At 63.2% G+C, this 20,757-nt stretch carries 20 protein-coding genes; 11 read left to right on the top strand and 9 right to left on the bottom strand.

Going from position 1 to position 20,757, the window contains the following annotated elements:
- Positions 1 to 82: 82 nt before the first annotated feature.
- From INS80_RS10665 to INS80_RS10655, 3 genes are all read right to left on the bottom strand, one after another.
- Positions 83 to 394 (bottom strand): 2Fe-2S iron-sulfur cluster-binding protein, encoded by a 312-nt coding sequence (locus tag INS80_RS10665; RefSeq protein ID WP_192965619.1) that lies wholly within the window; start codon positions 392 to 394, stop codon positions 83 to 85.
- Positions 395 to 429: 35 nt separating this feature from the next.
- A complete protein-coding gene (locus INS80_RS10660) occupies positions 430 to 1,719 on the bottom strand; it encodes a type I glutamate--ammonia ligase (protein ID WP_192965618.1) in 1,290 nt (429 codons plus the stop codon).
- A 108-nt stretch (positions 1,720 to 1,827) separates the two neighbouring features.
- Complete coding sequence (locus INS80_RS10655; RefSeq protein ID WP_192965617.1) at positions 1,828 to 3,087, bottom strand: cytochrome P450; 1,260 nt, start codon at positions 3,085 to 3,087, stop codon at positions 1,828 to 1,830.
- A 79-nt stretch (positions 3,088 to 3,166) separates the two neighbouring features.
- Between INS80_RS10655 and INS80_RS10650 the strand changes: the two genes are divergently transcribed.
- The gene (locus INS80_RS10650) at positions 3,167 to 3,874 is read left to right on the top strand and encodes a type 1 glutamine amidotransferase (RefSeq protein WP_192965616.1); all 708 of its coding nucleotides are present in this window, start codon (positions 3,167 to 3,169) and stop codon (positions 3,872 to 3,874) included.
- A 3-nt stretch (positions 3,875 to 3,877) separates the two neighbouring features.
- Here the strand turns inward: INS80_RS10650 and INS80_RS10645 are convergent, their stop codons facing one another.
- Together INS80_RS10645 and INS80_RS10640 are read right to left on the bottom strand one after the other, a co-directional pair.
- On the bottom strand, positions 3,878 to 4,528 hold the full coding sequence (locus INS80_RS10645) for a GntR family transcriptional regulator (RefSeq protein ID WP_192965615.1): 651 nt from the start codon (positions 4,526 to 4,528) through the stop codon (positions 3,878 to 3,880).
- Positions 4,529 to 4,629: 101 nt separating this feature from the next.
- Positions 4,630 to 4,947, bottom strand: a complete 318-nt coding sequence (locus INS80_RS10640; protein ID WP_192965614.1) for a DUF2834 domain-containing protein — start codon at positions 4,945 to 4,947, stop codon at positions 4,630 to 4,632.
- Positions 4,948 to 5,328: 381 nt separating this feature from the next.
- On the opposite strand from INS80_RS10640, the gene INS80_RS10635 reads away from it, so the two are divergent.
- On the top strand, positions 5,329 to 5,853 hold the full coding sequence (locus tag INS80_RS10635) for a GNAT family N-acetyltransferase (protein ID WP_192965613.1): 525 nt from the start codon (positions 5,329 to 5,331) through the stop codon (positions 5,851 to 5,853).
- Between the two features lies 1 nt (position 5,854).
- Here the strand turns inward: INS80_RS10635 and INS80_RS10630 are convergent, their stop codons facing one another.
- From INS80_RS10630 to INS80_RS10615, 4 genes are read right to left on the bottom strand one after another with little or no spacing between them, the layout of a single operon-like run.
- Positions 5,855 to 6,997 (bottom strand): nitronate monooxygenase, encoded by a 1,143-nt coding sequence (locus tag INS80_RS10630; protein ID WP_192965612.1) that lies wholly within the window; start codon positions 6,995 to 6,997, stop codon positions 5,855 to 5,857.
- Positions 6,994 to 8,964: an acetyl-CoA carboxylase biotin carboxylase subunit gene (locus tag INS80_RS10625; protein ID WP_192965611.1), complete on the bottom strand. Its 1,971-nt coding sequence runs from the start codon at positions 8,962 to 8,964 to the stop codon at positions 6,994 to 6,996. Before INS80_RS10625 ends, INS80_RS10630 begins: the two co-directional genes overlap by 4 nt.
- 13 nt (positions 8,965 to 8,977) lie before the next feature.
- Entirely contained in the window at positions 8,978 to 10,594 is a 1,617-nt protein-coding gene (locus INS80_RS10620) for an acyl-CoA carboxylase subunit beta (RefSeq protein WP_192965610.1), read from the bottom strand.
- Positions 10,595 to 10,612: 18 nt separating this feature from the next.
- Positions 10,613 to 12,409, bottom strand: a complete 1,797-nt coding sequence (locus INS80_RS10615) for an acyclic terpene utilization AtuA family protein (RefSeq protein ID WP_192965609.1) — start codon at positions 12,407 to 12,409, stop codon at positions 10,613 to 10,615.
- Positions 12,410 to 12,681: 272 nt separating this feature from the next.
- On the opposite strand from INS80_RS10615, the gene pcaF reads away from it, so the two are divergent.
- The 9 genes from pcaF to INS80_RS10570 all read left to right on the top strand — a co-directional run bounded on the left by pcaF (position 12,682) and on the right by INS80_RS10570 (position 20,750).
- Positions 12,682 to 13,884: a 3-oxoadipyl-CoA thiolase gene (pcaF, locus tag INS80_RS10610; RefSeq protein WP_192965608.1), complete on the top strand. Its 1,203-nt coding sequence runs from the start codon at positions 12,682 to 12,684 to the stop codon at positions 13,882 to 13,884.
- Positions 13,885 to 13,899: 15 nt separating this feature from the next.
- The gene (gene paaA, locus INS80_RS10605) at positions 13,900 to 14,877 is read left to right on the top strand and encodes a 1,2-phenylacetyl-CoA epoxidase subunit PaaA (protein WP_192965607.1); all 978 of its coding nucleotides are present in this window, start codon (positions 13,900 to 13,902) and stop codon (positions 14,875 to 14,877) included.
- A gap of 83 nt (positions 14,878 to 14,960) precedes the next feature.
- Entirely contained in the window at positions 14,961 to 15,245 is a 285-nt protein-coding gene (gene paaB, locus INS80_RS10600) for a 1,2-phenylacetyl-CoA epoxidase subunit PaaB (RefSeq protein ID WP_192965606.1), read from the top strand.
- Positions 15,245 to 16,006 carry a 1,2-phenylacetyl-CoA epoxidase subunit PaaC gene (paaC, locus tag INS80_RS10595; RefSeq protein ID WP_192965605.1) on the top strand — a complete coding sequence of 254 codons (762 nt, stop codon included), beginning with the start codon at positions 15,245 to 15,247 and terminating at the stop codon, positions 16,004 to 16,006. Before paaB ends, paaC begins: the two co-directional genes overlap by 1 nt.
- A gap of 123 nt (positions 16,007 to 16,129) precedes the next feature.
- The gene (paaD, locus tag INS80_RS10590; protein ID WP_192965604.1) at positions 16,130 to 16,603 is read left to right on the top strand and encodes a 1,2-phenylacetyl-CoA epoxidase subunit PaaD; all 474 of its coding nucleotides are present in this window, start codon (positions 16,130 to 16,132) and stop codon (positions 16,601 to 16,603) included.
- A 10-nt stretch (positions 16,604 to 16,613) separates the two neighbouring features.
- Positions 16,614 to 17,687, top strand: coding sequence for a 1,2-phenylacetyl-CoA epoxidase subunit PaaE (gene paaE, locus INS80_RS10585; protein ID WP_192965603.1), 1,074 nt, complete (start codon positions 16,614 to 16,616; stop codon positions 17,685 to 17,687).
- 83 nt (positions 17,688 to 17,770) lie between these two features.
- A complete protein-coding gene (locus INS80_RS10580) occupies positions 17,771 to 18,532 on the top strand; it encodes a Phenylacetic acid catabolic protein (RefSeq protein WP_192965602.1) in 762 nt (253 codons plus the stop codon).
- Positions 18,533 to 18,823: 291 nt separating this feature from the next.
- Positions 18,824 to 19,687, top strand: a complete 864-nt coding sequence (locus INS80_RS10575; RefSeq protein WP_192965601.1) for a branched-chain amino acid aminotransferase — start codon at positions 18,824 to 18,826, stop codon at positions 19,685 to 19,687.
- A complete protein-coding gene (locus tag INS80_RS10570; RefSeq protein WP_192965600.1) occupies positions 19,680 to 20,750 on the top strand; it encodes an AbrB family transcriptional regulator in 1,071 nt (356 codons plus the stop codon). The genes INS80_RS10575 and INS80_RS10570 overlap by 8 nt, the downstream gene beginning before the upstream one ends.
- Positions 20,751 to 20,757: the final 7 nt, after the last annotated feature.

Raw genomic sequence — 20,757 nt, 5'->3', positions numbered from 1 at the left:
ACCGTCTTGTGCGCCAAATGCACAGCACGTTTGCCGAGGCATATGTATGTGAAAGAGTGTCCAGCCGGGCCGGATGGTCTGATTAGACCTCTGGAACGATGAGCACCAATCCGTCAAGCGCATCAGATGCCTCAATCTGACAGCTAAGCCGCGACGCCTCGCTGCGGGTATCAGCCATATCCAACATCGCATCCTCGAAATCACCGGCAGCACCACAGGCTTCAGCCCAGTCTGGCCCCACGTGGACATGGCAGGTTGCACAGCTGAGCGTGCCGCCACATTCTCCGATTACACCCGGAACGTCATGGGCCAGGGCAGCTTCCATCAGGGACTGGCCTGTCTCGGCGGTGCCGGTGATCTCACGCCCGTCTGGCAATTTCCAGATTACTTTCATGCCTTACACTCCTTCACCGGCAGACGCTCAATAACTCAAACAAAGTGCACATAGAAATCGCGCATCCCGTCGCCTTCCAGATCGCGGGTCTTGCGCACTTCCTTGCGCTTCATGAAAACGTGATTGGCGACCAGCTCGGCCCCGACGGCCTCGGCCAGCACCGTGTCCCGCTCAAGATCCGCAACCGCGCCTTTCAAATCGATCGCGGTGCCTTCTCGCGCGTCGGTCCGGTCAAAGCCGTCGCCGGTTTCCATCGGCGGCAGGGTATATCCCTTTTCAACGCCCAGCAGCGACGCCTGCAAGACCGCCGCCACCGCCGTGTAAGGATTGGCAGAAGCATCCGCCATCCGGTGCTCCAGCCGCGCCTTGGCACCGCCTTCGGAGCTGATCCGCGTGGTCACATTGCGATGATCGCCACCCCAGTTCTGCCAGTAGCCGGACAGGCTGCCGGGTTGCAGCCGCATATAGCTGTTGGCGGTGGGCGCGATCAGCCCGGCCAGCCCCTTGTGGTGGTGCAGCACCCCCGCAAGGCAGCCGCGCGCCAGATCGTTCATGTGATCAGGCCCGCCGCGCGGACCAGAGGACAGCGCATTGCCGCCCGCCTCATCCACGAAGGAATAGTTGATATGCATGCCGGACCCGCCCGCCTCTGCGATGGGTTTGGGCATGAAGGTGAGCACAATGCCGTATTCCAGCGCGATCTCCCGCGCCATCAGACGGAAGAGCACGATATCGTCCACCGCCTTCACCGCATCGTCGAAGGTCAGCGTGTATTCGAACTGCGGGCTGTCGAATTCGGCGGTGATCATATCAAGGCTAAAGCCCATCTCATCCGCCATCGCCCAGATCCGGTCGTTGAAACGCAAGGGATCGGCAAAGGGACCGGTGCCATAGACCACACCGCCGGGCGCATCGTAGGGGATCAGTCGGCCGTTCTCGTCCGCTTGCAGGGCAAAAGCTTCCAGCTCGATCCCCACCTTGGGTTGCAGGCCCTTGGCGGCCCAGGCCGCCACCGCCCGTTTCAGCGCGCCGCGGGGGCATAAGGACAGCGGCTGCCCTTCATCGTCGTAAAGATCGCCCAGCACCACCTTGGTGGAGGCATGCCAGCTGTCGCGAATGTCATCGTGCAGCCATTTCAGCTCCATATCCGGCAGGCCCTGTTTCACCATGGATCCGGGCGCGTCCAAGAGATCCTTATCGTAATGGGTGCCAAAGACCGAGCGGCAGAACCGCGTGGCATCGTCTCCGATCTTGGAGTTGGGGAGGTATTTCCCCCGCATGATGCTGAGGTGATCGCAGAACATCGCGCGCAGGCGGGTCTTCATGGGTAGTCCTTTCCTGTTGGACGGGCCGCAGCATCTTTGGCGTGCCGCTGTACCCTGCATTCCGTGGCGCTGCCCGGGCTTAGGCCCATGCGTCCGATTGATCCCAGCCTATGCCGCCTCGACCCTTACCGGCAATTCCTTGATGCCGCCGACGAAGTTGGAGCGTAGAAATTTGTGCGGCCCCGCCGCCTCGATATGGCTGATCCGCTTCGCAAGCTCCTGAAACAACACGGTGACCTCCAGCCGGGCCAGCCACATGCCAAGGCAGACATGCGGGCCGAACTGCCCGAAAGAAACATGACGATTGGGGCTGCGCATCAGGTTGACGCGGAAAGGATCGTCGAAATAGCTCTCGTCGCGGTTGGCCGAGATGAACCAGTAGAGCACCTTGTCCCCTGCGCGAATGGTCTTGCCGTGCATCTCAACATCGCGGGTCGCAGTGCGGCGGAAGTAAAGCGCCGGCGTCGCCCAGCGGATGATCTCATCCGCGGCAGTCTCCCACACCGTGCCGCCCGCCTGCATCTGCGCCAAAAGCTCAGGCTGATGGCACATCGCCTGAATACCGGCCGCGATGGAATAGCGCGTGGTATCATTGCCCGCCGCCACCAGAAGGCAGAAAAAGTTACGAAATTCGGTCTCGGTGATGGTCGAGCCATCCTTGGCCGGCTCCAGGATCAGGTTCAGCACACCCGAGGTGTCGCCCTTCTTCGCCTTATCCTCCATCAACTCCTTGGCATAGACGTACAGCTCGGCCCCGGCAGGCGAGTTGAAAGGCATCATGCGGAATTCATCCGTGTCCATCTTGTCCAAGACGTGCTTGGTGAAGTCCGGGTCGGTATTGGCGATCAACGCATCGCCCTTTTCCACCAGCCAGGGCAGATCCTCCTCGGGCAGGCCGACGACGCGTCCGAGCATCCGCATCGGCAATTGACGGGCGATTTCCTTGGTGGCGTCAAAGCTGCCCTTGGCCAACGCCTGATCCAGGATCTCGGCACAAAGGCTGCGAATGTCTTCCTCATATTGCGCCATGGTGGTCTTGGAAAACGCCTTGATCAGCTTCATGCGCACCTTGGAGTGCTCCGGCGGGTCGGTCTCCTGAAAGGTCCGGCGCGCCAGATATTCCTCGTAGGACTGATCCTCCATGCGGATCCCGCGCGCGGATGAGAACACCTCGGTGTTCTTGTTCATCGCGGTGATGTCCTCGTAGCGGGTCACCGACCAGTAGTTTTCACCACCCGCGTAATCGGTCCAGTGCAGGGGATCCTCGCGGCGCAGCCGGGCAAAGGTGTTGTGCGGCGCGCCATTGGCAAAGGTGTCGTGGCTGCTGAGATCGGCAAAGCCGTCGTCCTGCGGTGTCCAGATCGTCATGAGGGGCTTCCCGAATGGTTGCTTTGTGTATATTATTGGACGCTATAAATATGTAAATGAAAATCTTACGAGGCAAATCATGCACTTGGCCATTCTGATGACCAACACGGACGAGAGCGACTTTGCCGCGCGCCACCCAAAGGACGGGGAGAAATTCGCCGATCTGGTGCACATGGCCCGCCCCGCCTGGCAGGTCTCGGTCTTTTCGGTAAAGGATGGGGATTTCCCGTCGGACATCGCTGCCTTTGACGGCGCGATGATCACCGGCAGCCCGGCCTCCGTCCGCGATGACCTGCCCTGGATTGCCCCGCTGATGGAGCTGATCCGCGAGATGCACGCCCGCAAACAGCCGCTGTTTGGCGCCTGTTTCGGTCATCAGGCCGTGGCGCTTGCTCTTGGCGGCGCGCTTGACAGCAACCCTTGTGGCTGGGTGCAGGGGCTGACGCTCAATGCCTTGCGGAGCACGCCCGCATGGATGCGGGAGTTGCCCGACCCCCTGCGCCTTTATGGCTCTCATAAGGAGTGCGTGAGTGCCCTGCCGAAGGGAGCCATTCAGACCGCCACCAGCAACGGCATGATCGCGGGCTTCACCATCGGACGCCACATCTGGACGACGCAGCATCACCCCGAGATGAGCCATGACTTCATCACCGCACTGACCAAAGAGATGCAGGGGATGCTGCCGAAAGAGGTCTATGCGCAGGCTATGGAGAGCCTTGCGGATCGCTCGGATCAGGCCCGCTTTGCCGAGGCGCTGGCGCGGTTTTTTGAACAGGGCATCCGCTGAGGGTCAGCCCAAGGCCGCCAGAAGATCCATCACCGTCACCTGATCGAACTGCACGTGGGCGGCCATTTCTGCCTCGGCCGCTGCGCTGTCATGGGCCAGGATCAGCCCGGCCAGCCTGCGATGATCCTTGGCCGATTGCGCGATGGAACCCGGATAGCGGTAGCGCGCACGGTAATAGGCCATCAGCTTGCGCGCATTGGTCTTGATCATCTCCACAAGGAAGGGATTACCGGAGCCAAGCGCGACCACCTCGTGAAAACGCAGGTTCAGCTGGTAATAGCCATCGGGGTCACCATCGCCTTTCTCGACCGCGTGCGCCTCGCAGGCGGCAACGATCCGCTCCAGTTCCTCGGCTTGGGTCTTGGTCATGCGGCGCGCGGCAAGGCCGGCGGCCTGCCCCTCCAGCTTGGCATGAACCTCAAGGATGGCGAGGAACTCTTCCAGCGTCGGCTTGAACAGAACCGCCCCCTTGCGCGGCAGGCGGCGGATCAGCCCGGCGGTTTCCAGCTGGATCAGCACCTCCCGCACCGGCGTGCGCGAGACACCGTGGCGAGTGACAAGTCCGGCCTCGTCCAACACGTCACCAGGGTTGAGGCGACCGGCGTCTATATCGCTCAGGATCGCATTGAGTAACTGCTCGCTCTGCCCGGCCATGGGTGTTACATTCTCCTGCCTTTGTGGCTTGGCGCGCAGGATAGGATGCGCTTCCGCCAGAGGCAACGCCGCGCCAGCGACACACTGGGTTTCAGCAGAGGTCAGACGGCTTGCTTTCGCAGTCCCTCCCGCATCCAAAGGTAAAGCGGAAGGGCAAGAGACAGACCGACCGTGAACCCGGCAGGCAGAACCAACCACCAGCGGTTAAGGCCCAACTCTTTCGCATCGCGCCAGCTCCAGACCCAGAAGACGCAGATCGACAGCAGAACATCGGCAGAAAACCCACCCGCTGCCCCGTTCGCGACCAGCCCCGCCAGAAAGGCCGGGATATCGAGTCCGTTTGCGGCAAAAAAACTGCCAAAGAACAACCAAGGGACCGCCGTCCCGATCACCGCAGCGCCGCCATAAAACATGCGCATGTCAATTCTCCTTCTCAGGGAAGACCTCCCGCACCGCAGGTCCACCCGCAAGGCCGGGATGGCCCTTGGTGACCTTGGGCATCGCACCATCAGGGCATGGTGCAGCGCCGCGCCATGCGCGGCGCCGGGCCCAACTGGCGCAGGTCCATTTGCAAATGGACCGAGACGGGCGGGAGTTCACCCTTTGCGTTTGTCGTTGCGTTTCAGCGGCACCCTATCGATGCCGCCACCGACCGCCAGCCCAAAACACCCGACAGCTGCCCGGGGCTTTCCCGCCCCACTGCATGCGTCGGAGCATTTCCACGCACCTCCCTTTCACGCTCGGCCTTCGCGTGCTTTAACCGCGGCCACAAGCCCCCAGAGCCCAAGAAAGCCTCCCTGATGACGTCAAACGCATCCGCACTGCAGCTTCGCCCAGCGACCGAAGGTGATTGTGCGGCCCTCGCAGCCCTTTCGATCGAGGTCTGGACCGGCACCTACCTGCGCGAAGGGGTGAACGAGACCTTTGCAAGATTCGTCCTCGACGCCTTCTCCACACGCCATTTTGAAGATCTGCTGCAGGACCCCAGGGAAGTCCTCATCGTCTCGCAAAACCGGGTCGGGATCGATGGCTATATCCGCGTCACGGAAAATCGCACCTCTCCCGTGGGCGAACGTGATACAGAGATCTCCACCCTCTACGTACAGCCACGCCATCACGGACACGGCATCGGAGCAGGCTTGCTGCGGGCCGGGCTGGACTATTGCGACACCAATGGCCTTGGCGCCCCCTGGCTCACGACCAATTCAGAAAACACACCCGCCATCGGGTTTTATCACCGGCAGGGTTTTGAAACCGTGGGTGAGACCGTCTTCGAGATCGACGGGGTCGGCTATCCCAACACCGTGCTCCACTACGCAGGATAGATCACCCCTCCAGCGCGTTCTGCAACCGCTCATAGCCGCGCAGGAAATCCTCCTTGAAGGCCTGCACCACCGCCCCTGCCGACATGGCCTGCGTCATCAGGCCAACGCCCTGCCCGACCCAGTAGGTGGCCAGATCCTGTGCGCCCACATCCCCCGCCTGGCTCAACTGATCGATCCGCGCCAGTGCCGGCTCAGAAACGAGCGTCTGCAAGGGCATGGGCAGCGGTTTCGGCGCGCCTTTGCCCTCCCAGGCTTCGGTCCAGCCGCTGACCAGCTGACGCGACGGCTTGCCCGTGCGTGAGCGCGCCCGCACCGTGTCGGCGCTGCTGGCCGCCAGCATCTTTTCCTTCACCACAGGGTTTGTCTCGGCCTCCGCCGTCGTCAGCCAGACCGAGCCGCACCAGGCCCCCGCCGCCCCCATGGCCATTGCCCCCGCCATCTGCGCGCCGCTGGCGATGCCGCCTGCTGCCAAAACCGGCACCGAGGCGCCCATCGCCTCAACCGCCTGCACCACCTCGGGCACCAGCACCATGGTCGCGACCTCGCCGGTGTGCCCGCCGGCCTCTCCGCCAGCGGCGACGATGATATCCACCCCGGCAGCAACCTGCGCACGGGCGTGCTGTGCCGTACCAACCAGCGCCGCCACGGCAACGCCATGGGCCTTGCCCATCTCCAGCATATCGGCAGGCGGTACGCCCAGCGCATTGGCGATCAGCGCGATGGGATGGCGAAAGGCCACCTCCAGACTGCGCCGTGCGCCTGTCGCGCTGATATTGTCGCGAAAGACCAGAAGCTCCTGCCGCCGCGCATCCAGATCGCCGGGATCAAGCCCCTTGTCACGCAACACGGAGGCGGCAAAATCCTTGTGCCCCTCGGGCACCATGGCGAGAATCTGCTCGGCCGGGATATCCTGCCCCTTGGCCTCGAACTTGTTGGGCACGATAAGATCCACGCCATAGGGTCGCCCGTCCACATGATCGTCGATCCAGCTCAGTTCCTCTTCCAGCTGCTCGGGGCTCATCATCGCGGCGCCAAAGACGCCCAGGCCGCCTGCATTGGTGACGGCGGCCACCACGTCGCGGCAATGCGAGAAGGCAAAGAGCGGAAATTCGATGCCAAGCCGTCTGCACAGGTCCGAGTTCATGCTTCACCTCCATCCACGTCAATAGAAGCCAGAAGGTCGCCCGCCTTGACCTGAGCGCCCGCAGTGACTGGCACGTCTGTCACCGTGCCAGCAGCCCCAGTCAGAATTTCATGCTGCATCTTCATTGCCTCGAGCACCGCCACACGCGTGCCCACATCAACACGGTCGCCCACCGCAATGCAGACCTCCAAAAGCGCGCCATGCATGGGCGCGGTGATCTGGCCACCGGCGCCGCCGGCTGCTGACCCGGCGCCCGCCCGCAGGCGCGTGACCTCGAATATGCGCCCGCCACTGGCCACGAACAGCCGCTCGCCCTCCATCACAACATGCCGCAGATCGGCGCGGATGGCATCGAGGCGCAGATCCGTACCCTGCCCGGTCACCTGATGCGACCAATCCCCGTGAGTGACGGTCAACATATCGCCCGCTTCGCTCAGCCGCAGATCATGCTCCGCCTCCCCGGTGGCGATCTTCAGCCGCGCTTGCAGAACGCCTTGTGCCGACCAGCCCAAAAGCTCGGGCGCAACGCCGCTGGCCTTGGCCGCTGCATCCTGGTCGGCGCGGTAGATCAGAGCCGCCGCAAGGGCGATCTCCTTTGTACTCACGGGCACCGCCAGATCAGAAGGCAGGTGATCGGCAATGAAGCCGGTTGTCGCCTGTCCTGCGGAGAATTCCGGGTGAGAGAGAACCTGCAACAGGAAATCGCGATTGCAGGACACACCGAAAAGGGCCAGATCCTTCAGTGCAGCGGTCAATCGCCCCAACGCCTCGGCCCGCGTTGCGCCATGGGCGATGAGTTTGGCCAGCATCGGATCATAGTAGGGAGAGATCTCCTGCCCGCTGACAATCCCGGCATCAACGCGGATGCCCACGCCACTCGGCGCCTGCCACTGGGCGATACGCCCGGCCTGCGGCAGGAAATCCTGCGCGGGGTCTTCGGCGTAAAGGCGCACCTCGATGGCGTGGCCGGTCAGAGTCACTCCCTCTTGCGCCAGCCCAAGAGGCTGACCTTCGGCCACACGGATCTGCAACGCCACAAGATCCAGACCGGTGACCATTTCGGTGACCGGGTGTTCCACCTGCAAGCGGGTGTTCATCTCGAGGAAATAGAAGGTAGCCTCCGCATCCAGCAGAAACTCCACCGTCCCGGCGCCGACATAGCCGATGGCACGGGCGGCCTCGACCGCGGCGGCACCCATACGGGCGCGTAAGTCCTCATCCAGAGCTGGGCTCGGCGCCTCCTCCACCACCTTTTGATGGCGGCGCTGGACAGAACAGTCGCGTTCGCCCAGATGGATGGCATTGCCCTCTTGGTCGGCAAAGATCTGGATTTCCACGTGACGGGGGCGGATCACCGCTTTTTCGAGGATCACCTCATCTGATCCAAAAGCCGACAAGGCCTCGCTTTGTGCAAGGCCCAGCGCTCCCGTGAAATCCTCGGGCCGCTCCACCAGGCGCATGCCACGACCGCCACCCCCCGCGGCGGCCTTGATCATCACCGGATAGCCGATGCGCGCCGCCTCCGCCGCCAAGAGATCCGCCGACTGGTCTTCGCCCTCATAGCCCGGAACGCAAGGCACCCCTGCCGCGATCATGCGCCGCTTGGCAGCGGCCTTGTTGCCCATCAGGGCAATCGCCTCGGCGCCGGGGCCGATGAAGATGAGGCCCGCCTCTGTGCAGGCGCTTGCGAATTCAGCGCTTTCCGACAGGAAGCCATAGCCAGGGTGTACCGCATCCGCGCCGACCTCCCGCGCCGCCGCGATCAGCTTTTCCGCCGAAAGATAGCTGTCGCCGACAGGCCCCGCGCCGATGCAGATGGCCCGGTCGGCAAAAGCCACATGCGGGCTGCCTGCGTCCGCATCGGTGTAAACAGCAATGCAGGTGATGCCCATGGCGCGGGCGGTTTTCATGATACGCAGGGCGATCTCGCCCCGGTTCGCCACAAGGAGTGAGGTGATCTGTGTCATGTCCGCTCTCCCTTCACGCCCGCGCCACGCCAAAGGCATTGGGCCGCAGATCGCGGCTGCGGGCCTCCATGCAAGTTGCAAGGCAAAACCCGATCACCCGGCGGCTGTCGCGCGGGTCGATCATCCCCATGTCGAGCATATGGCCAGAGGTATAAAAGGCGTCCGACTGGCGGTCGAAATGCGCGGTGATCTTGGCCCGCTGGGCGGCCAGGCGTTCCTCATCCACCGGGAAGCCCTTGCGCGCGGCGGTACGGCGGGCGACCTGCTCCATGGTCAGCGCGGCCTGTTCTCCGCCCATCACGCCGGTCATGGCATTGGGCCAGGTGAACAGGAAATCGGCACCAAAGGCATGGCCGCACATGCCATAGTTCCCGGCCCCGAAACTGGCCCCCACATAGAGCGAGATCTTGGGCACCCGCAGGTTGGTCACCGCCTGGATCATCTTGGAGCCATGCTTGATCATGCCACCGCGTTCGTACTCGGTGCCGACCATATAGCCGGTGGTGTTGTTCAGAAAGATGACCGGCGTACCCGCCTGATCCATCGCCTGCAGGAAATGCGTCGCCTTGGTGGCGCCGTCCGGGTCTATGGGACCGTTGTTGGCAAGGATCCCTACAGGCTGCCCCATGATGCGCGCCTGCAGGCAGAGCGTCGCAGGCCCGTAGCCCGGTTTGAAGTCCAAAAGATCCGAGCCATCCACGATCCGAGCCGCGACCTCGCGCATGTCATAGGGTTTGCGGTAATCGACCGGCACCACGCCCGCCAGTTCATCGGGGTCGTATTGCGGCGCGTCATAGTCTGGAACCGGCGCAGCCCCCGAAGGCCAACCCAGCCCCGCAACCACATCACGGGCGATCTCGATCCCATGGGCGTCATCCTCGGCCAGGTATTCCACCAGCCCCGTCACCTCGGCGTGCATCTCGGCGCCGCCCAGATCGGCGTCCTTTGCGACCTCTCCGGTGGCGGCCTGCACCAGCGCGGCACCCGCCAGCATTGCCATGCCATTGCCCTTGACCCCGATCACATAGTCCGACAGCCCCGGCTGGTATGCGCCCCCGGCGGTGGAGGCCCCATGCAGTACCGTGATCACCGGAATGCCCGCCGCCGACAGCCGCGCAAGCCCTGCAAACATGCCGCCGCCATGGGCCCAGAGTTCGACCGTGTAGCGCATCAGATCGGCGCCAGCGCTTTCGACCAGATGGATAAAGGGCAGCTTCTGGCGATGCGCGATCTGGAGCGCCCCCAGCGCCTTATCCACCGATTTCCCGGTCATCGCGCCTGCATTGATCCCCGCATCATCCGCAAAGACCAGACAGCGTACGCCCGAGACATAGCCAATGCCAGTGATGATCGAAGCGCCGGGGACCGAGGTTTCAGGGTCCGGATCGTCCACAAGATAGGACGCCATGTTATAAAGCTCGACAAAGGGCATGCCGGGATCCAGCAGCGCCGAGACCCGCTCACGCGGGGAGAGCTGACCGCGTTTATCAAAGACCGGCCGGCGCTCATCGGATTTGGCCGCCGCGCGGGCCTCAAGCGCGCGCATCCGGTCCACCAGCGCCAGCATATCGGCGCGGTTCGCCTGAAAGGCATCGCTGGCCGGGCTGATCCGGCTTTGAAAGACTGTCATGACACGGCTCCGTCTATCTTATTCATTCTGCTCCCCTGCCTCCAACAGATCAGCATCCACCGCCACCGGGGCGGCCAACAACAGCTGCGCATATCCCTTGGCCTGCGGGTCATTGCGCAGGGAGGAAGTGCCTCCCCCGCCCAGCGCGCCATGGAGCAGGATGTTCATCGAGGCACTCCCCGGCAGGTAGAAGCGTTCGATCTGGCCTTTGGTGAAGTGGCCAAAGATGCGGGCGATGTGATCCTCATCCAGCGCGGCCCAGATCCAGGGCATGAAGTCGGCGCGGCGGGCGAGTATGCCGATATTGGCGATGTCGCCCTTGTCACCGCTGCGCCCAAAGGCCAGGCGCACAAGCGGCACCTCCACCAAGCTCTTGGCCGTCGGTTTAAGGGGCAGCGCGGGGCGCTGGGGTGGCGTCGTCTCAACTGTCGCAGCCGCAAGGATGTCGACCTCTCCAGCCTCATCGCGCAGCGTGACCGTCACCTGATCCTTGGGCGTGAGGTAGGAAAACAGCGCGAGCACCGGGCTGGGCCGAGGCCGTGTGCCTGCAAAGCCCGACAGCCCCGGCGGGGTTGCAAGGCCAAGCCCGGTTGCCTCTTTCATGAACAGCCCCACAGCGCGGGCATCCACGTGGCGCACGGCGATCTTGGTGGCGACCTCGCGCGCGGGGGGGCTTTGGCGCATCGCGCCGAACTGGCTTTCGGCGCCGATCAGTTCGACGCTGACATCGGTGAAGTCCGGCGCGTTCATGGCCTTGAGCTGCGCCCGCGTGCGCGCCAGCGCGGCATCTGCAAAGGCGCGGGCCTTTTCTTCGGCCTCCAAGCCATAGAAGGTGAAGATATGTCCCCCGCGATAGCCATCAGCATAGGTGAGACAGGTCTTGTAGTCATCCGGCACTCCAAGACCCTTTGCCCCCGCCACATGCACCCGGTCGGAGCCAGTATTTTCAAGTTTCACGTCGGAGAAATCGCAGATGACATCAGGCAGGACGTACGTCTGAGGATCGCCGATCTCATAAAGCATCTGCTCGCCGACCGTGCCGCGCGAGACCAGCCCGCCGGTGCCTTCCGGCTTAACAACATCAAAACTGCCATCGGAATGCACCTCGGCAATGGGGTAGCCGATGGTGTCCAGCCCCTCCACCACATCTTGCCAGTCGGTGAAGTTCCCGCCCGTGGCCTGCGGTCCGCATTCGAGGATATGCCCCGCCAGGGACCCGCCCGCGAGCTGGTCCAGATCATACGTCCTCCAGCCGAAATGATGGATGCAGGCGCCAAGGGTGACGGCGCTGTCGACGCAGCGGCCGGTAATGACGATATCCGCGCCCCGATCCAAAGCGGCAGCAATGGGAAAGGCGCCAAGGTAGGCGTTGATACTTGCGATCCTGTCCTTGGGCGGAAAGGGCGCGCCCGTAAACATCTCGACCGGAGCCTTGGCTGCAATCTCTTCTGACCTTGCCGTCAGGTCGTCTCCTTCAATGACCGCGACCTTCAAGCTTAGCCCCTGCCGCACGATCTCTTCGCGCAGGGCAGCGGCGCAGGCTCCGGGATTGACCCCGCCAGCGTTGGAGATGATGCGCACGCCCTGCGCCGCGATCTCGGCCAGGTTCGGCGCCATGGCACCGCTCACGAAATCACTGGCATAGCCGGCGGAGGGATCCTTGGCTCGGGCGCGGGCCAGGATCGCCATGGTGATCTCGGCCAGGTAGTCATAGACGATGACATCCAGCCCACCCGCCGCCAAAAGCTGCGGGGTCGCAAGGGACGCATCGCCCCAAAAGCCGCTGGCACCACCGACGCGCAGGCTCCTCACCATCTCTCCTCCCTCGATGTAACGCCTTCTGCGGGCTCCTCCACTCCGCAACAGACCGATCGTTCTGTTTTAGCCTGCCTGAAATCCGACCTCCCCCGCAACTGAAATTCGGAGACCAGCAGGAAGGACGTGAGGTCACTCTGCCAAACAATACGTTACACAATTCATCATATATTTCACTTCTCGTTACATTTTACTTGCCGCGAATCGATGCTTTAATGTACATCGACTACACGGTCGGCTAATTTTTGACCCCTTAGGAGACATGAAGCCCCATGGATGCATTCATCTGCGATGCCACCCGGACCCCGATTGGCCGCTACGGCGGCGCCCTTTCCCAGGTCCGCACCGACGATCTGGCCGCAGCGCCCATTGCCTCACTTGTTGCGCGCAACCCAAATGTGGACTGGGCCAGCATTGATGACGTGATCTTTGGCGATGCCAACCAGGCTGGCGAAAGCAACCGCAACGTGGCGCGCATGGCGGCCCTGCTGGCGGGTCTGCCGGTGGACGTGCCCGGCACCACCATCAACCGTCTCTGTGCATCCGGCATGGATGCGGTGGGCATGGCCAGCCGCGGGATCCGTGCGGGCGATTATGACATGGCCATCGCGGGCGGCGTCGAAAGCATGAGCCGCGCGCCCTTCGTGATGCCCAAGGCAACCTCGGCCTTCACCCGAGCCAATGCGGTTTATGACACCACCATCGGCTGGCGCTTCGTGAACAAGAAGATGCACGAGATGTACGGCACGGACTCAATGCCGCAGACCGCTGACAACGTGGCCGAAGACTATGACGTCTCTCGCGCGGATCAGGACGCCTTTGCCGCCCGGAGCCAGGCCCGCTGGGCCGCCGCGCATGAGGCAGGCGTCTTTGCCGAGGAGATCACCCCGGTCACCATCCCCCAGCGCAAGGGCGATCCGCTGGTCGTGGAAACCGACGAACACCCCCGCCCCGGCACCGATGCGGAAAAGCTGGCCAAGCTGAAGGGCGTCAACGGCCCCGACAAGACCGTGACCGCAGGCAATGCCTCCGGCGTCAACGACGGCGCCGCCGCCATCCTGATGGCGAATGAGGCCGCTGCCGCAAAGAATGGCCTCAAACCCATGGCGCGTATCGTCGGCATGGCGGCCGCCGGGGTCGAGCCGCGCGTGATGGGCATCGGCCCTGTGCCCGCGACGCAAAAGGTTCTGGCCCGCACCGGCCTTACCATCGACCAGATGGATGTGATCGAGCTGAACGAGGCCTTTGCCTCGCAGGGGCTTGCCACCCTGCGCGCCCTTGGCGTGGCGGATGATGCGCCCCATGTGAACCCCAATGGCGGCGCCATCGCCATCGGTCACCCGCTTGGCATGTCGGGCGCACGGCTTGTGCTGACAGCAGCCTATCAACTGCAACGCACCGGCGGGCGCTATGCGCTCTGCACCATGTGCGTTGGTGTCGGACAGGGCACCGCCCTGATCCTGGAACGAGTATAACGGAGGAGACGCGCTATGTATGCTCAGATGGTAAAATCCGAGGCAACGCAGGACGATCCCGAAAAGCTGGCCGCCTTTCAGGCGCGCATTGATCGGGGCGAAAAGATCGAGCCCAAGGACTGGATGCCCGAAGGCTATCGCAAGACCCTGATCCGCCAGATCGGCCAGCACGCGCATTCGGAAATCGTCGGCCAGCTCCCCGAGGGCAACTGGATCACCCGCGCACCCACGCTGGAGCGCAAGGCGATCCTGCTGGCCAAGGTGCAGGATGAGGCGGGCCATGGTCTGTACCTCTACTGCGCGGCAGAAACTTTGGGCGTGTCCCGCGATGAGCTGACCGAGATGCTGCTCGATGGCCGCATGAAGTATTCCTCGATCTTCAACTACCCGACCCTGAACTGGGCCGATATCGGCGCCGTGGGCTGGCTGGTTGACGGCGCTGCGATCATGAACCAGGTGCCGCTGCAACGGACGTCGTTCGGCCCCTACAGCCGCGCCATGATCCGCATCTGCAAGGAAGAAAGCTTCCACCAGCGTCAGGGCTATGACGCCATCCGCAAGATGGCCGAAGGCACGCCCGAGCAGAAGAAGATGGCACAGGACGCGCTGAACCGCCTGTGGTTCCCATCGCTGATGATGTTCGGCCCCTCGGACAAGGACTCGGTCCACTCGGCGCAGTCGATGGCCTGGAAGATCAAGATGAACACCAATGACGAGCTGCGTCAGAAGTTCGTCGACCAGACCGTGCCTCAGATCGAATTCCTGGGCCTCGACCTGCCCGATCCGAACATCAAGTGGAACGAGGAACGCGGTCACTACGATTACACCGATCCCGACTGGTCGGAGTTCTTCGACGTGATCCAGGGCAACGGCCCCTGCAACACCGATCGTCTGGCGGCCCGCAACACCGCCTGGGACGACGGCGCATGGGTGCGCGACGGTCTTTTGGCCCACGCCCAGAAGAAGGCCGCGCGCAAGCACGCCGCCGAATAAGCGATCCAAGCCTTACCCGCCCCCTGCCCGCGCCCGAAGCGAGATGCGCGGCAGGGTGGCCCCTCAGCCAGGAGGAACTCCCCATGAAAAACGAATGGCCCCTTTGGGAAATCTTCATCCGCGGCCAGCACGGCATGAGCCACCGCCATGTCGGCTCCTTGCATGCGCCGGACGCCGAGATGGCGATCAAGAACGCCCGCGACGTCTACACCCGTCGCAACGAAGGCGTGTCGATCTGGGTGGTCGAAGCCAACCACATCGCGGCCTCCTCCCCCGGCGACAAGGGCCCGCTCTATGAGCCGTCCGAGTCAAAGGTCTACCGTCACCCGACCTTCTTTGACATCCCCGAAGAAGTGGGGGCAATGTGATGACCCGCGATGAGGCGTTTACCCAGTTCCTTTTACGGATGGGCGACAACACCCTGATCCTGGGCCACCGCGTCAGCGAATGGTGCGGCCATGCCCCGGTTCTGGAAGAAGACATTGCGCTGGCCAATACCGCGCTGGACCTCATCGGCCAGACCCAGATGTGGCTTGGCCTCGCGGGCGAAGTGCAGGGCGAAGGCAAATCGGCAGATGATCTCGCCTTCCTGCGCGACGTCTGGGATTTCCGCAATCTGCTGCTGGTCGAAGTGCCGAACGGCGACTTTGGCCGCACCCTGATGCGCCAGTGCCTGTTCGATGCCTGGCACTCGATCCAGCTGGGTCATTTGATGAAATCGAGCGACGAACGGGTTGCCGCGATTGCCGCCAAGGCCAGCAAGGAAGTCGCTTATCACCTGGAACGCTCGGCCGATACGGTTGTGGGTCTGGGCGATGGCACCGAGGAAAGCCACCGCCGCATGCAGGAGGCGCTGGATTACCTCTGGCCCTATGTGGGCGAGATGTTCCAGTCCGACGAGGTGGATGCCGAGATGGTCAAGGCGGGCATCGCCCCCGATCCAGCATCCCTGCGCGCCGATTTCGATGCGCTGATCGGCCGGATCATGGGCGAAGCAACGCTGACCATCCCCGACAGCGCCTTCGGCCACAAGGGCGGGCGTACAGGCCAGATGCACACCGAACATCTGGGCCATCTTCTGACACAGATGCAGTGGCTGCAGCGCGCCTATCCCGGCGCCAAGTGGTAACACGCACCGGGGCCTTGCCCCATTGGTTGGGGCCATGGCCCCGACCATCGCTTCGGACGGGCCTTGCCCGACCATTCGGGCTGCCAGGCTAGAACATCCGGTCCAGAACATGAGGACATCCACATGAGCCAAACTGTAGACAAGCCAAGCGTGGAACAGATCTGGGAATGGCTGGACGCCGTGCCCGATCCGGAAATCCCGGTGATCTCCCTGGTGGATCTCGGCATCATTCGCGGCGTTGCCTGGGATGGCGACACGCTGGAAGTGGCCGTCACCCCCACTTATTCGGGCTGCCCGGCCACGGCGGTGATCAACATGGATATCGAGACCGCCCTGCGCGATCACGGAGTGGAAAACATCCGCCTCAAGACCCAGATCGCGCCGCCCTGGACCACCGACTGGCTGTCGCAAAAAGGCCGCGCCAAGCTGGAAGAATACGGGATCGCCCCGCCGCAACCTGCGGGCGGCCCCGAGAAATGCCCGCATTGCGGCAGCAAGAACGTCACATTGGTCAGCCAGTTCGGCTCGACCCCGTGCAAGGCACACTGGCGCTGCCAGGACTGCCTCGAACCCTTTGATTATTTCAAGTGCATCTGAGGAGACCTCCATGGCGCGCTTCCACGATCTAGAAGTCACTGATGTCCGCAAGACGATCCGCGATGCGGTTGTCGTCTCCCTGAAGCCCGTCAATGGCGCGGCAGCGGAGTTCGATTTCACCCAGGGCCAGTACCTGACCTTCCGCCGCGATTTCGACGGCGAGGAGCTACGCCGCAGCTACTCGATCTGCGCCGGAAAGGACGAGGGCATCCTTCAGGTGGGCATCAAGCGCGTCGACGGCGGCGCCTTTTCGACCTGGGCCAACACCGAGCTGAAAGCGGGCGATACCCTGCAGGCGATGGCCCCCATGGGCACCTTCTTCACCCCGCTCGATGCGGCGGCTGAGAAGTCCTACCTCGGCTTTGCCGGCGGATCCGGCATCACCCCTGTGCTGTCGATCCTCAAGACCACACTGGCGGCGGAGCCGAACTCCACCTTCACGCTGGTCTATGCCAACAAGGGTGTGAACACGATCATGTTCCGCGAGGAGCTGGAGGATCTGAAGAACCTCTACATGGGGCGCTTCAACGTCATCCACATCCTGGAAAGCGACGCGCAGGAGATCGACCTTTTCACCGGCCTTGTGACCGAGGAGAAATGCGCCCAGCTGTTCGAGCATTGGATCGATATCAAGAACGTCGACACCGCCTTTATCTGCGGTCCGGAGCCGATGATGTTGGGCATCGCCGCCGCCCTGCGCACCGCGGGCCTGAGCGATGATCAGATTAAGTTTGAACTCTTCGCCAGCGCCCAGCCGGGTCGCGCCAAGCGCAAGGCATCTGCGGCGGATGCGGCCAGCGGCGCCAATCAGACCTCTGCCGCCATCACGCTGGACGGTGCGACCCAGACGATCCAGATGGGCAAGGACACCACGATCCTGGATGCCGCGCTGGAGAATGCAATGGATGCGCCCTATGCCTGCAAGGCCGGGGTCTGCTCCACTTGCCGCTGCAAGGTGCTGGAGGGCGAGGTCGAAATGGTCACCAACCACGCGCTTGAGGATTACGAGGTCGAAAAGGGCTATGTGCTGTCCTGCCAGGCCTATCCGGTCACCGACAAGGTGGTCGTGGATTACGATCAGTAACAGATTTCACGGCGCGCCCTTCGGGGCGCGTCTTTTATTTTGCGGCCCATGATGCATTGGGCCGATCATGAGGGAGGACATCCATGGCCGAGGATATGAGCATCGCAAGCTATCTTGCGCAGGGCGGCAAGCTGACCAACCCATCCAACGTGCCGCCGCGCTACCGCGCCGAGCTCTTGAAATTGATGGCCACTTTCGTGGACAGCGAACTTGCCGGTGCGGCAGGTTTTGCCGATATCATCAATGAAGGCCCCGGCATCAAAGCACGCATCGCTGCCGCCAAGATCGTGCTGGAAAAAACCGACAACGCCGACAAGGTGCTGCAGATCATGGGAGACTTTGGCGCCGATACCGAGGCTTACGCCGATCATCACCCCTGGACCGCGCGGCTGGAGCGCAGCGCCGATATCGGCCAGAGCCGCAGCAAGCACGACATGCGCCTTGCCGTCTTCAACTATCCGCTGGAAGGCTGGACAGATGCGGTGGTGATGAACCTGCTGATGGGTCGGGCCGTTACGGTGCAACTCGGGGAACTCTCGCGCGTCTCATACCAGCCGCTGGCCGAAGCGTTTCGCGCCATCCTTCCCATCGAAGCGCGCCATGCGGAACTGGCCGAAGAAGGGCTGACCCAACTGGTTCAGCATGGCGAAGCACCGCAGGCGCAAGAGTCGGTGAATTACTGGTGGCCGCGTGTTGCAGCCTCTTTTGGCGCCGAAGGCTCAGAGAAGTTCGAAGGCCTCGCGGCCATGGGCCTGCGCCACACCCAGAATGCAGATCTGCGCAGCCAATGGGAAAAGGACGCCGGTGCGATCCTCAAGGGTCTGAGCCTCGCGGCCATGAGCTGAAGCCTGGAACCGGGCGTCTCCCGCCTGGACTTGGACGCATCACAGATGCGCCCCGCCCCGTTGGGCGTGGCGCGCCTTGCGGCGCGTGGGAGCAGGACACAGCCCACTGTGCCATTTGTTTCGCACGCGAAACAGCCTGACGGGGCCTTATATGTGCGCGCGCCAAACGTGCAACGCCGTAGAGGCTTTGCACGGGCCGATGTGCACCAAAGCGCGTTTGTGGATCTGGACCTTGCCGTGCCAGACTCATAGGGTCCGGTCAAAGTAAGGTATTTCGAAAGGCCCGGACCCATGGCAGCTGGCAGCACTATCCACACCTATTTCAACGGCGCCTGGCACGACGGCGATGTGCCGATCATGAAGGCGGCCGATCACGCCTCCTGGCTGGGTTCTTCGATCTTTGACGGGGCACGACTGTTTGACGGCATGACGCCGGATCTGGATCTCCATTGCGCGCGGGCCAATGCCTCGGCCTCGGCGCTGATGATGCAGCCTACCCTGTCGGTCGAAGAAATGGTGGAGATCACCCGCGAGGGTCTGAAACGCTTTGCCCCCGGCGCCGCCGTCTATATCCGCCCGATGTACTGGGCGACCGATGGCGATGCGACCATGATCGCGCCCAAGCCAGAAAGCACCCAGTTTGCCCTGTGTCTCGAAGAGATCCCGATGGCCCCGGCCGAAGCCAGCGCCACCCTGACCCGCACGCGCTTCCGCCGCCCGGTGCTGGAAAGCGCCGTGGTCAACGCCAAGGCCGGCTGCCTATATCCAAACAACGCCCGCATGCTGCGCGAGGCGCGGGCCAAGGGCTTCACCAATGCGCTGGTGCAGGACGCGATGGGCAATGTGGCGGAAACCGCCACTGCCAACATCTTTATGGTGCGCGATGGCGAAGTGTTCACGCCGATCGCCAACGGGACCTTCCTGGCCGGCATCACCCGCGCCCGCCACATCAAGAACCTGAAGGCCGATGGCGTGACGGTGCATGAGACCGTGCTGACCTTCAAGGATTTCGAGGAGGCGGACGAGGTCTTCATGTCCGGGAACATGAGCAAGGTCACCCCGGTCACAGCCTTTGACGAGCGGCAGTACCAGGTCGGCCCCGTGGCCCGCCGCGTGCGCGAGATGTACTGGGACTGGGCCGCCACGCATGGATGAAGCGCGACGCAGCCTCCTGACCCTTGCCGTCGGCGGAGTCGGAGCGCTGCTCGCATCATTGATCCACATGCCCATGGCTTTGCTCGCAGGACCTGCCATTGCCGTATCTGCTGCAAGCCTGTGGGGGGCGCCGATGGGCATCGCCCCCCGCCTGCGCAACGGAGGTTTCCTGGTGATGGGGCTCAGCATCGGCTCCATGGTCAGCCCCGACAGTTTCGATGCCGTGATGCGCTGGCCGGTGGCTTTTGGCCTTTTGGCGCTGCTCACCATCGCCACCCCAATCGCAGGACGCAGCCTTGTACCGCGCCTTTTGCCATTCGAGCGGCACGAGTCCTTCCTCGCCTCGGCGCCGGGCCACCTGAGCCTGGTGATCGCCCTTGCAGACAGCCTGTCCCTGTCGCTGACCAGGCCGGTGGTCCTGGCTTCGATCCGGCTTATGGCGCTAACACTGCTCGTTCCGTTGGGAGCCGCCATGGCGGGACTGGAGATCGGCATGGGATTGCCAAGCAGCTCTGTCGTAGCTCCGTGGATCTGGATCGCAGCGCAAATCGCGCTCGCGATGGCCGTATCACCTTTCCTCGCCCTGATGAAACTGCCCGCCCCGACGCTGATCGCAGGGATCACCGTAGCCGCTGGCGCGCATCTTGGCGGCTGGACCGAGGGTGGTCTGCCGGGATGGGGCGCGCAAGGTGCACTGATCCTGATGGGTAGCCTGATCGGCACGCGGTTTACCGGCATGACATGGGGAGAGCTGCGCGACAGCCTGCTGGCAGGCGGCGTGATCGTGCTGCTGACATGCGGGCTGGCTGCTGCAGTAGCGGTGCCGGCGGCCCATCTTTCGGGCCTGCCGCTGTTGGATGTGCTGCTCGGCTTCTCTCCGGGCGGGCTGGAAACCATGATCATCCTGGGCGCCGCCCTTGGCGCCGACCCGACCTTTGTGGCAGCGGCGCACCTCTTTCGCCTGTTGGTGCTGGCAGTGGTGCTGATGCTTTATGCAACCCGCGTCGCCAAACAGTTGCATCGCAAAAGCGATGGACAGGGGACGGCCCCTCGGGCAGATTGACTGGAAG

It is taken from the genome of Phycobacter azelaicus (assembly GCF_014884385.1).
Taxonomy (GTDB): Bacteria; Pseudomonadota; Alphaproteobacteria; order Rhodobacterales; family Rhodobacteraceae; genus Phycobacter; species Phycobacter azelaicus.
This window is presented reverse-complemented; position numbering and strand designations above follow the sequence as displayed.

Excerpts from the sequence above, each read along its gene's own strand:
- INS80_RS10665 (WP_192965619.1), bottom strand. The coding sequence starts at position 394 with ATGAAAGTAATCTGGAAATTGCCAGACGGGCGTGAGATCACCGGCACC.
- INS80_RS10660 (WP_192965618.1), bottom strand. The coding sequence starts at position 1,719 with ATGAAGACCCGCCTGCGCGCGATGTTCTGCGATCACCTCAGCATCATG.
- INS80_RS10655 (WP_192965617.1), bottom strand. The coding sequence starts at position 3,087 with ATGACGATCTGGACACCGCAGGACGACGGCTTTGCCGATCTCAGCAGC.
- INS80_RS10650 (WP_192965616.1), top strand. The coding sequence starts at position 3,167 with ATGCACTTGGCCATTCTGATGACCAACACGGACGAGAGCGACTTTGCC.
- INS80_RS10645 (WP_192965615.1), bottom strand. The coding sequence starts at position 4,528 with ATGGCCGGGCAGAGCGAGCAGTTACTCAATGCGATCCTGAGCGATATA.
- INS80_RS10640 (WP_192965614.1), bottom strand. The coding sequence starts at position 4,947 with ATGCGCATGTTTTATGGCGGCGCTGCGGTGATCGGGACGGCGGTCCCT.
- INS80_RS10635 (WP_192965613.1), top strand. The coding sequence starts at position 5,329 with ATGACGTCAAACGCATCCGCACTGCAGCTTCGCCCAGCGACCGAAGGT.
- INS80_RS10630 (WP_192965612.1), bottom strand. The coding sequence starts at position 6,997 with ATGAACTCGGACCTGTGCAGACGGCTTGGCATCGAATTTCCGCTCTTT.
- INS80_RS10625 (WP_192965611.1), bottom strand. The coding sequence starts at position 8,964 with ATGACACAGATCACCTCACTCCTTGTGGCGAACCGGGGCGAGATCGCC.
- INS80_RS10620 (WP_192965610.1), bottom strand. The coding sequence starts at position 10,594 with ATGACAGTCTTTCAAAGCCGGATCAGCCCGGCCAGCGATGCCTTTCAG.
- INS80_RS10615 (WP_192965609.1), bottom strand. The coding sequence starts at position 12,409 with ATGGTGAGGAGCCTGCGCGTCGGTGGTGCCAGCGGCTTTTGGGGCGAT.
- pcaF (WP_192965608.1), top strand. The coding sequence starts at position 12,682 with ATGGATGCATTCATCTGCGATGCCACCCGGACCCCGATTGGCCGCTAC.
- paaA (WP_192965607.1), top strand. The coding sequence starts at position 13,900 with ATGTATGCTCAGATGGTAAAATCCGAGGCAACGCAGGACGATCCCGAA.
- paaB (WP_192965606.1), top strand. The coding sequence starts at position 14,961 with ATGAAAAACGAATGGCCCCTTTGGGAAATCTTCATCCGCGGCCAGCAC.
- paaC (WP_192965605.1), top strand. The coding sequence starts at position 15,245 with ATGACCCGCGATGAGGCGTTTACCCAGTTCCTTTTACGGATGGGCGAC.
- paaD (WP_192965604.1), top strand. The coding sequence starts at position 16,130 with ATGAGCCAAACTGTAGACAAGCCAAGCGTGGAACAGATCTGGGAATGG.
- paaE (WP_192965603.1), top strand. The coding sequence starts at position 16,614 with ATGGCGCGCTTCCACGATCTAGAAGTCACTGATGTCCGCAAGACGATC.
- INS80_RS10580 (WP_192965602.1), top strand. The coding sequence starts at position 17,771 with ATGGCCGAGGATATGAGCATCGCAAGCTATCTTGCGCAGGGCGGCAAG.
- INS80_RS10575 (WP_192965601.1), top strand. The coding sequence starts at position 18,824 with ATGGCAGCTGGCAGCACTATCCACACCTATTTCAACGGCGCCTGGCAC.
- INS80_RS10570 (WP_192965600.1), top strand. The coding sequence starts at position 19,680 with ATGGATGAAGCGCGACGCAGCCTCCTGACCCTTGCCGTCGGCGGAGTC.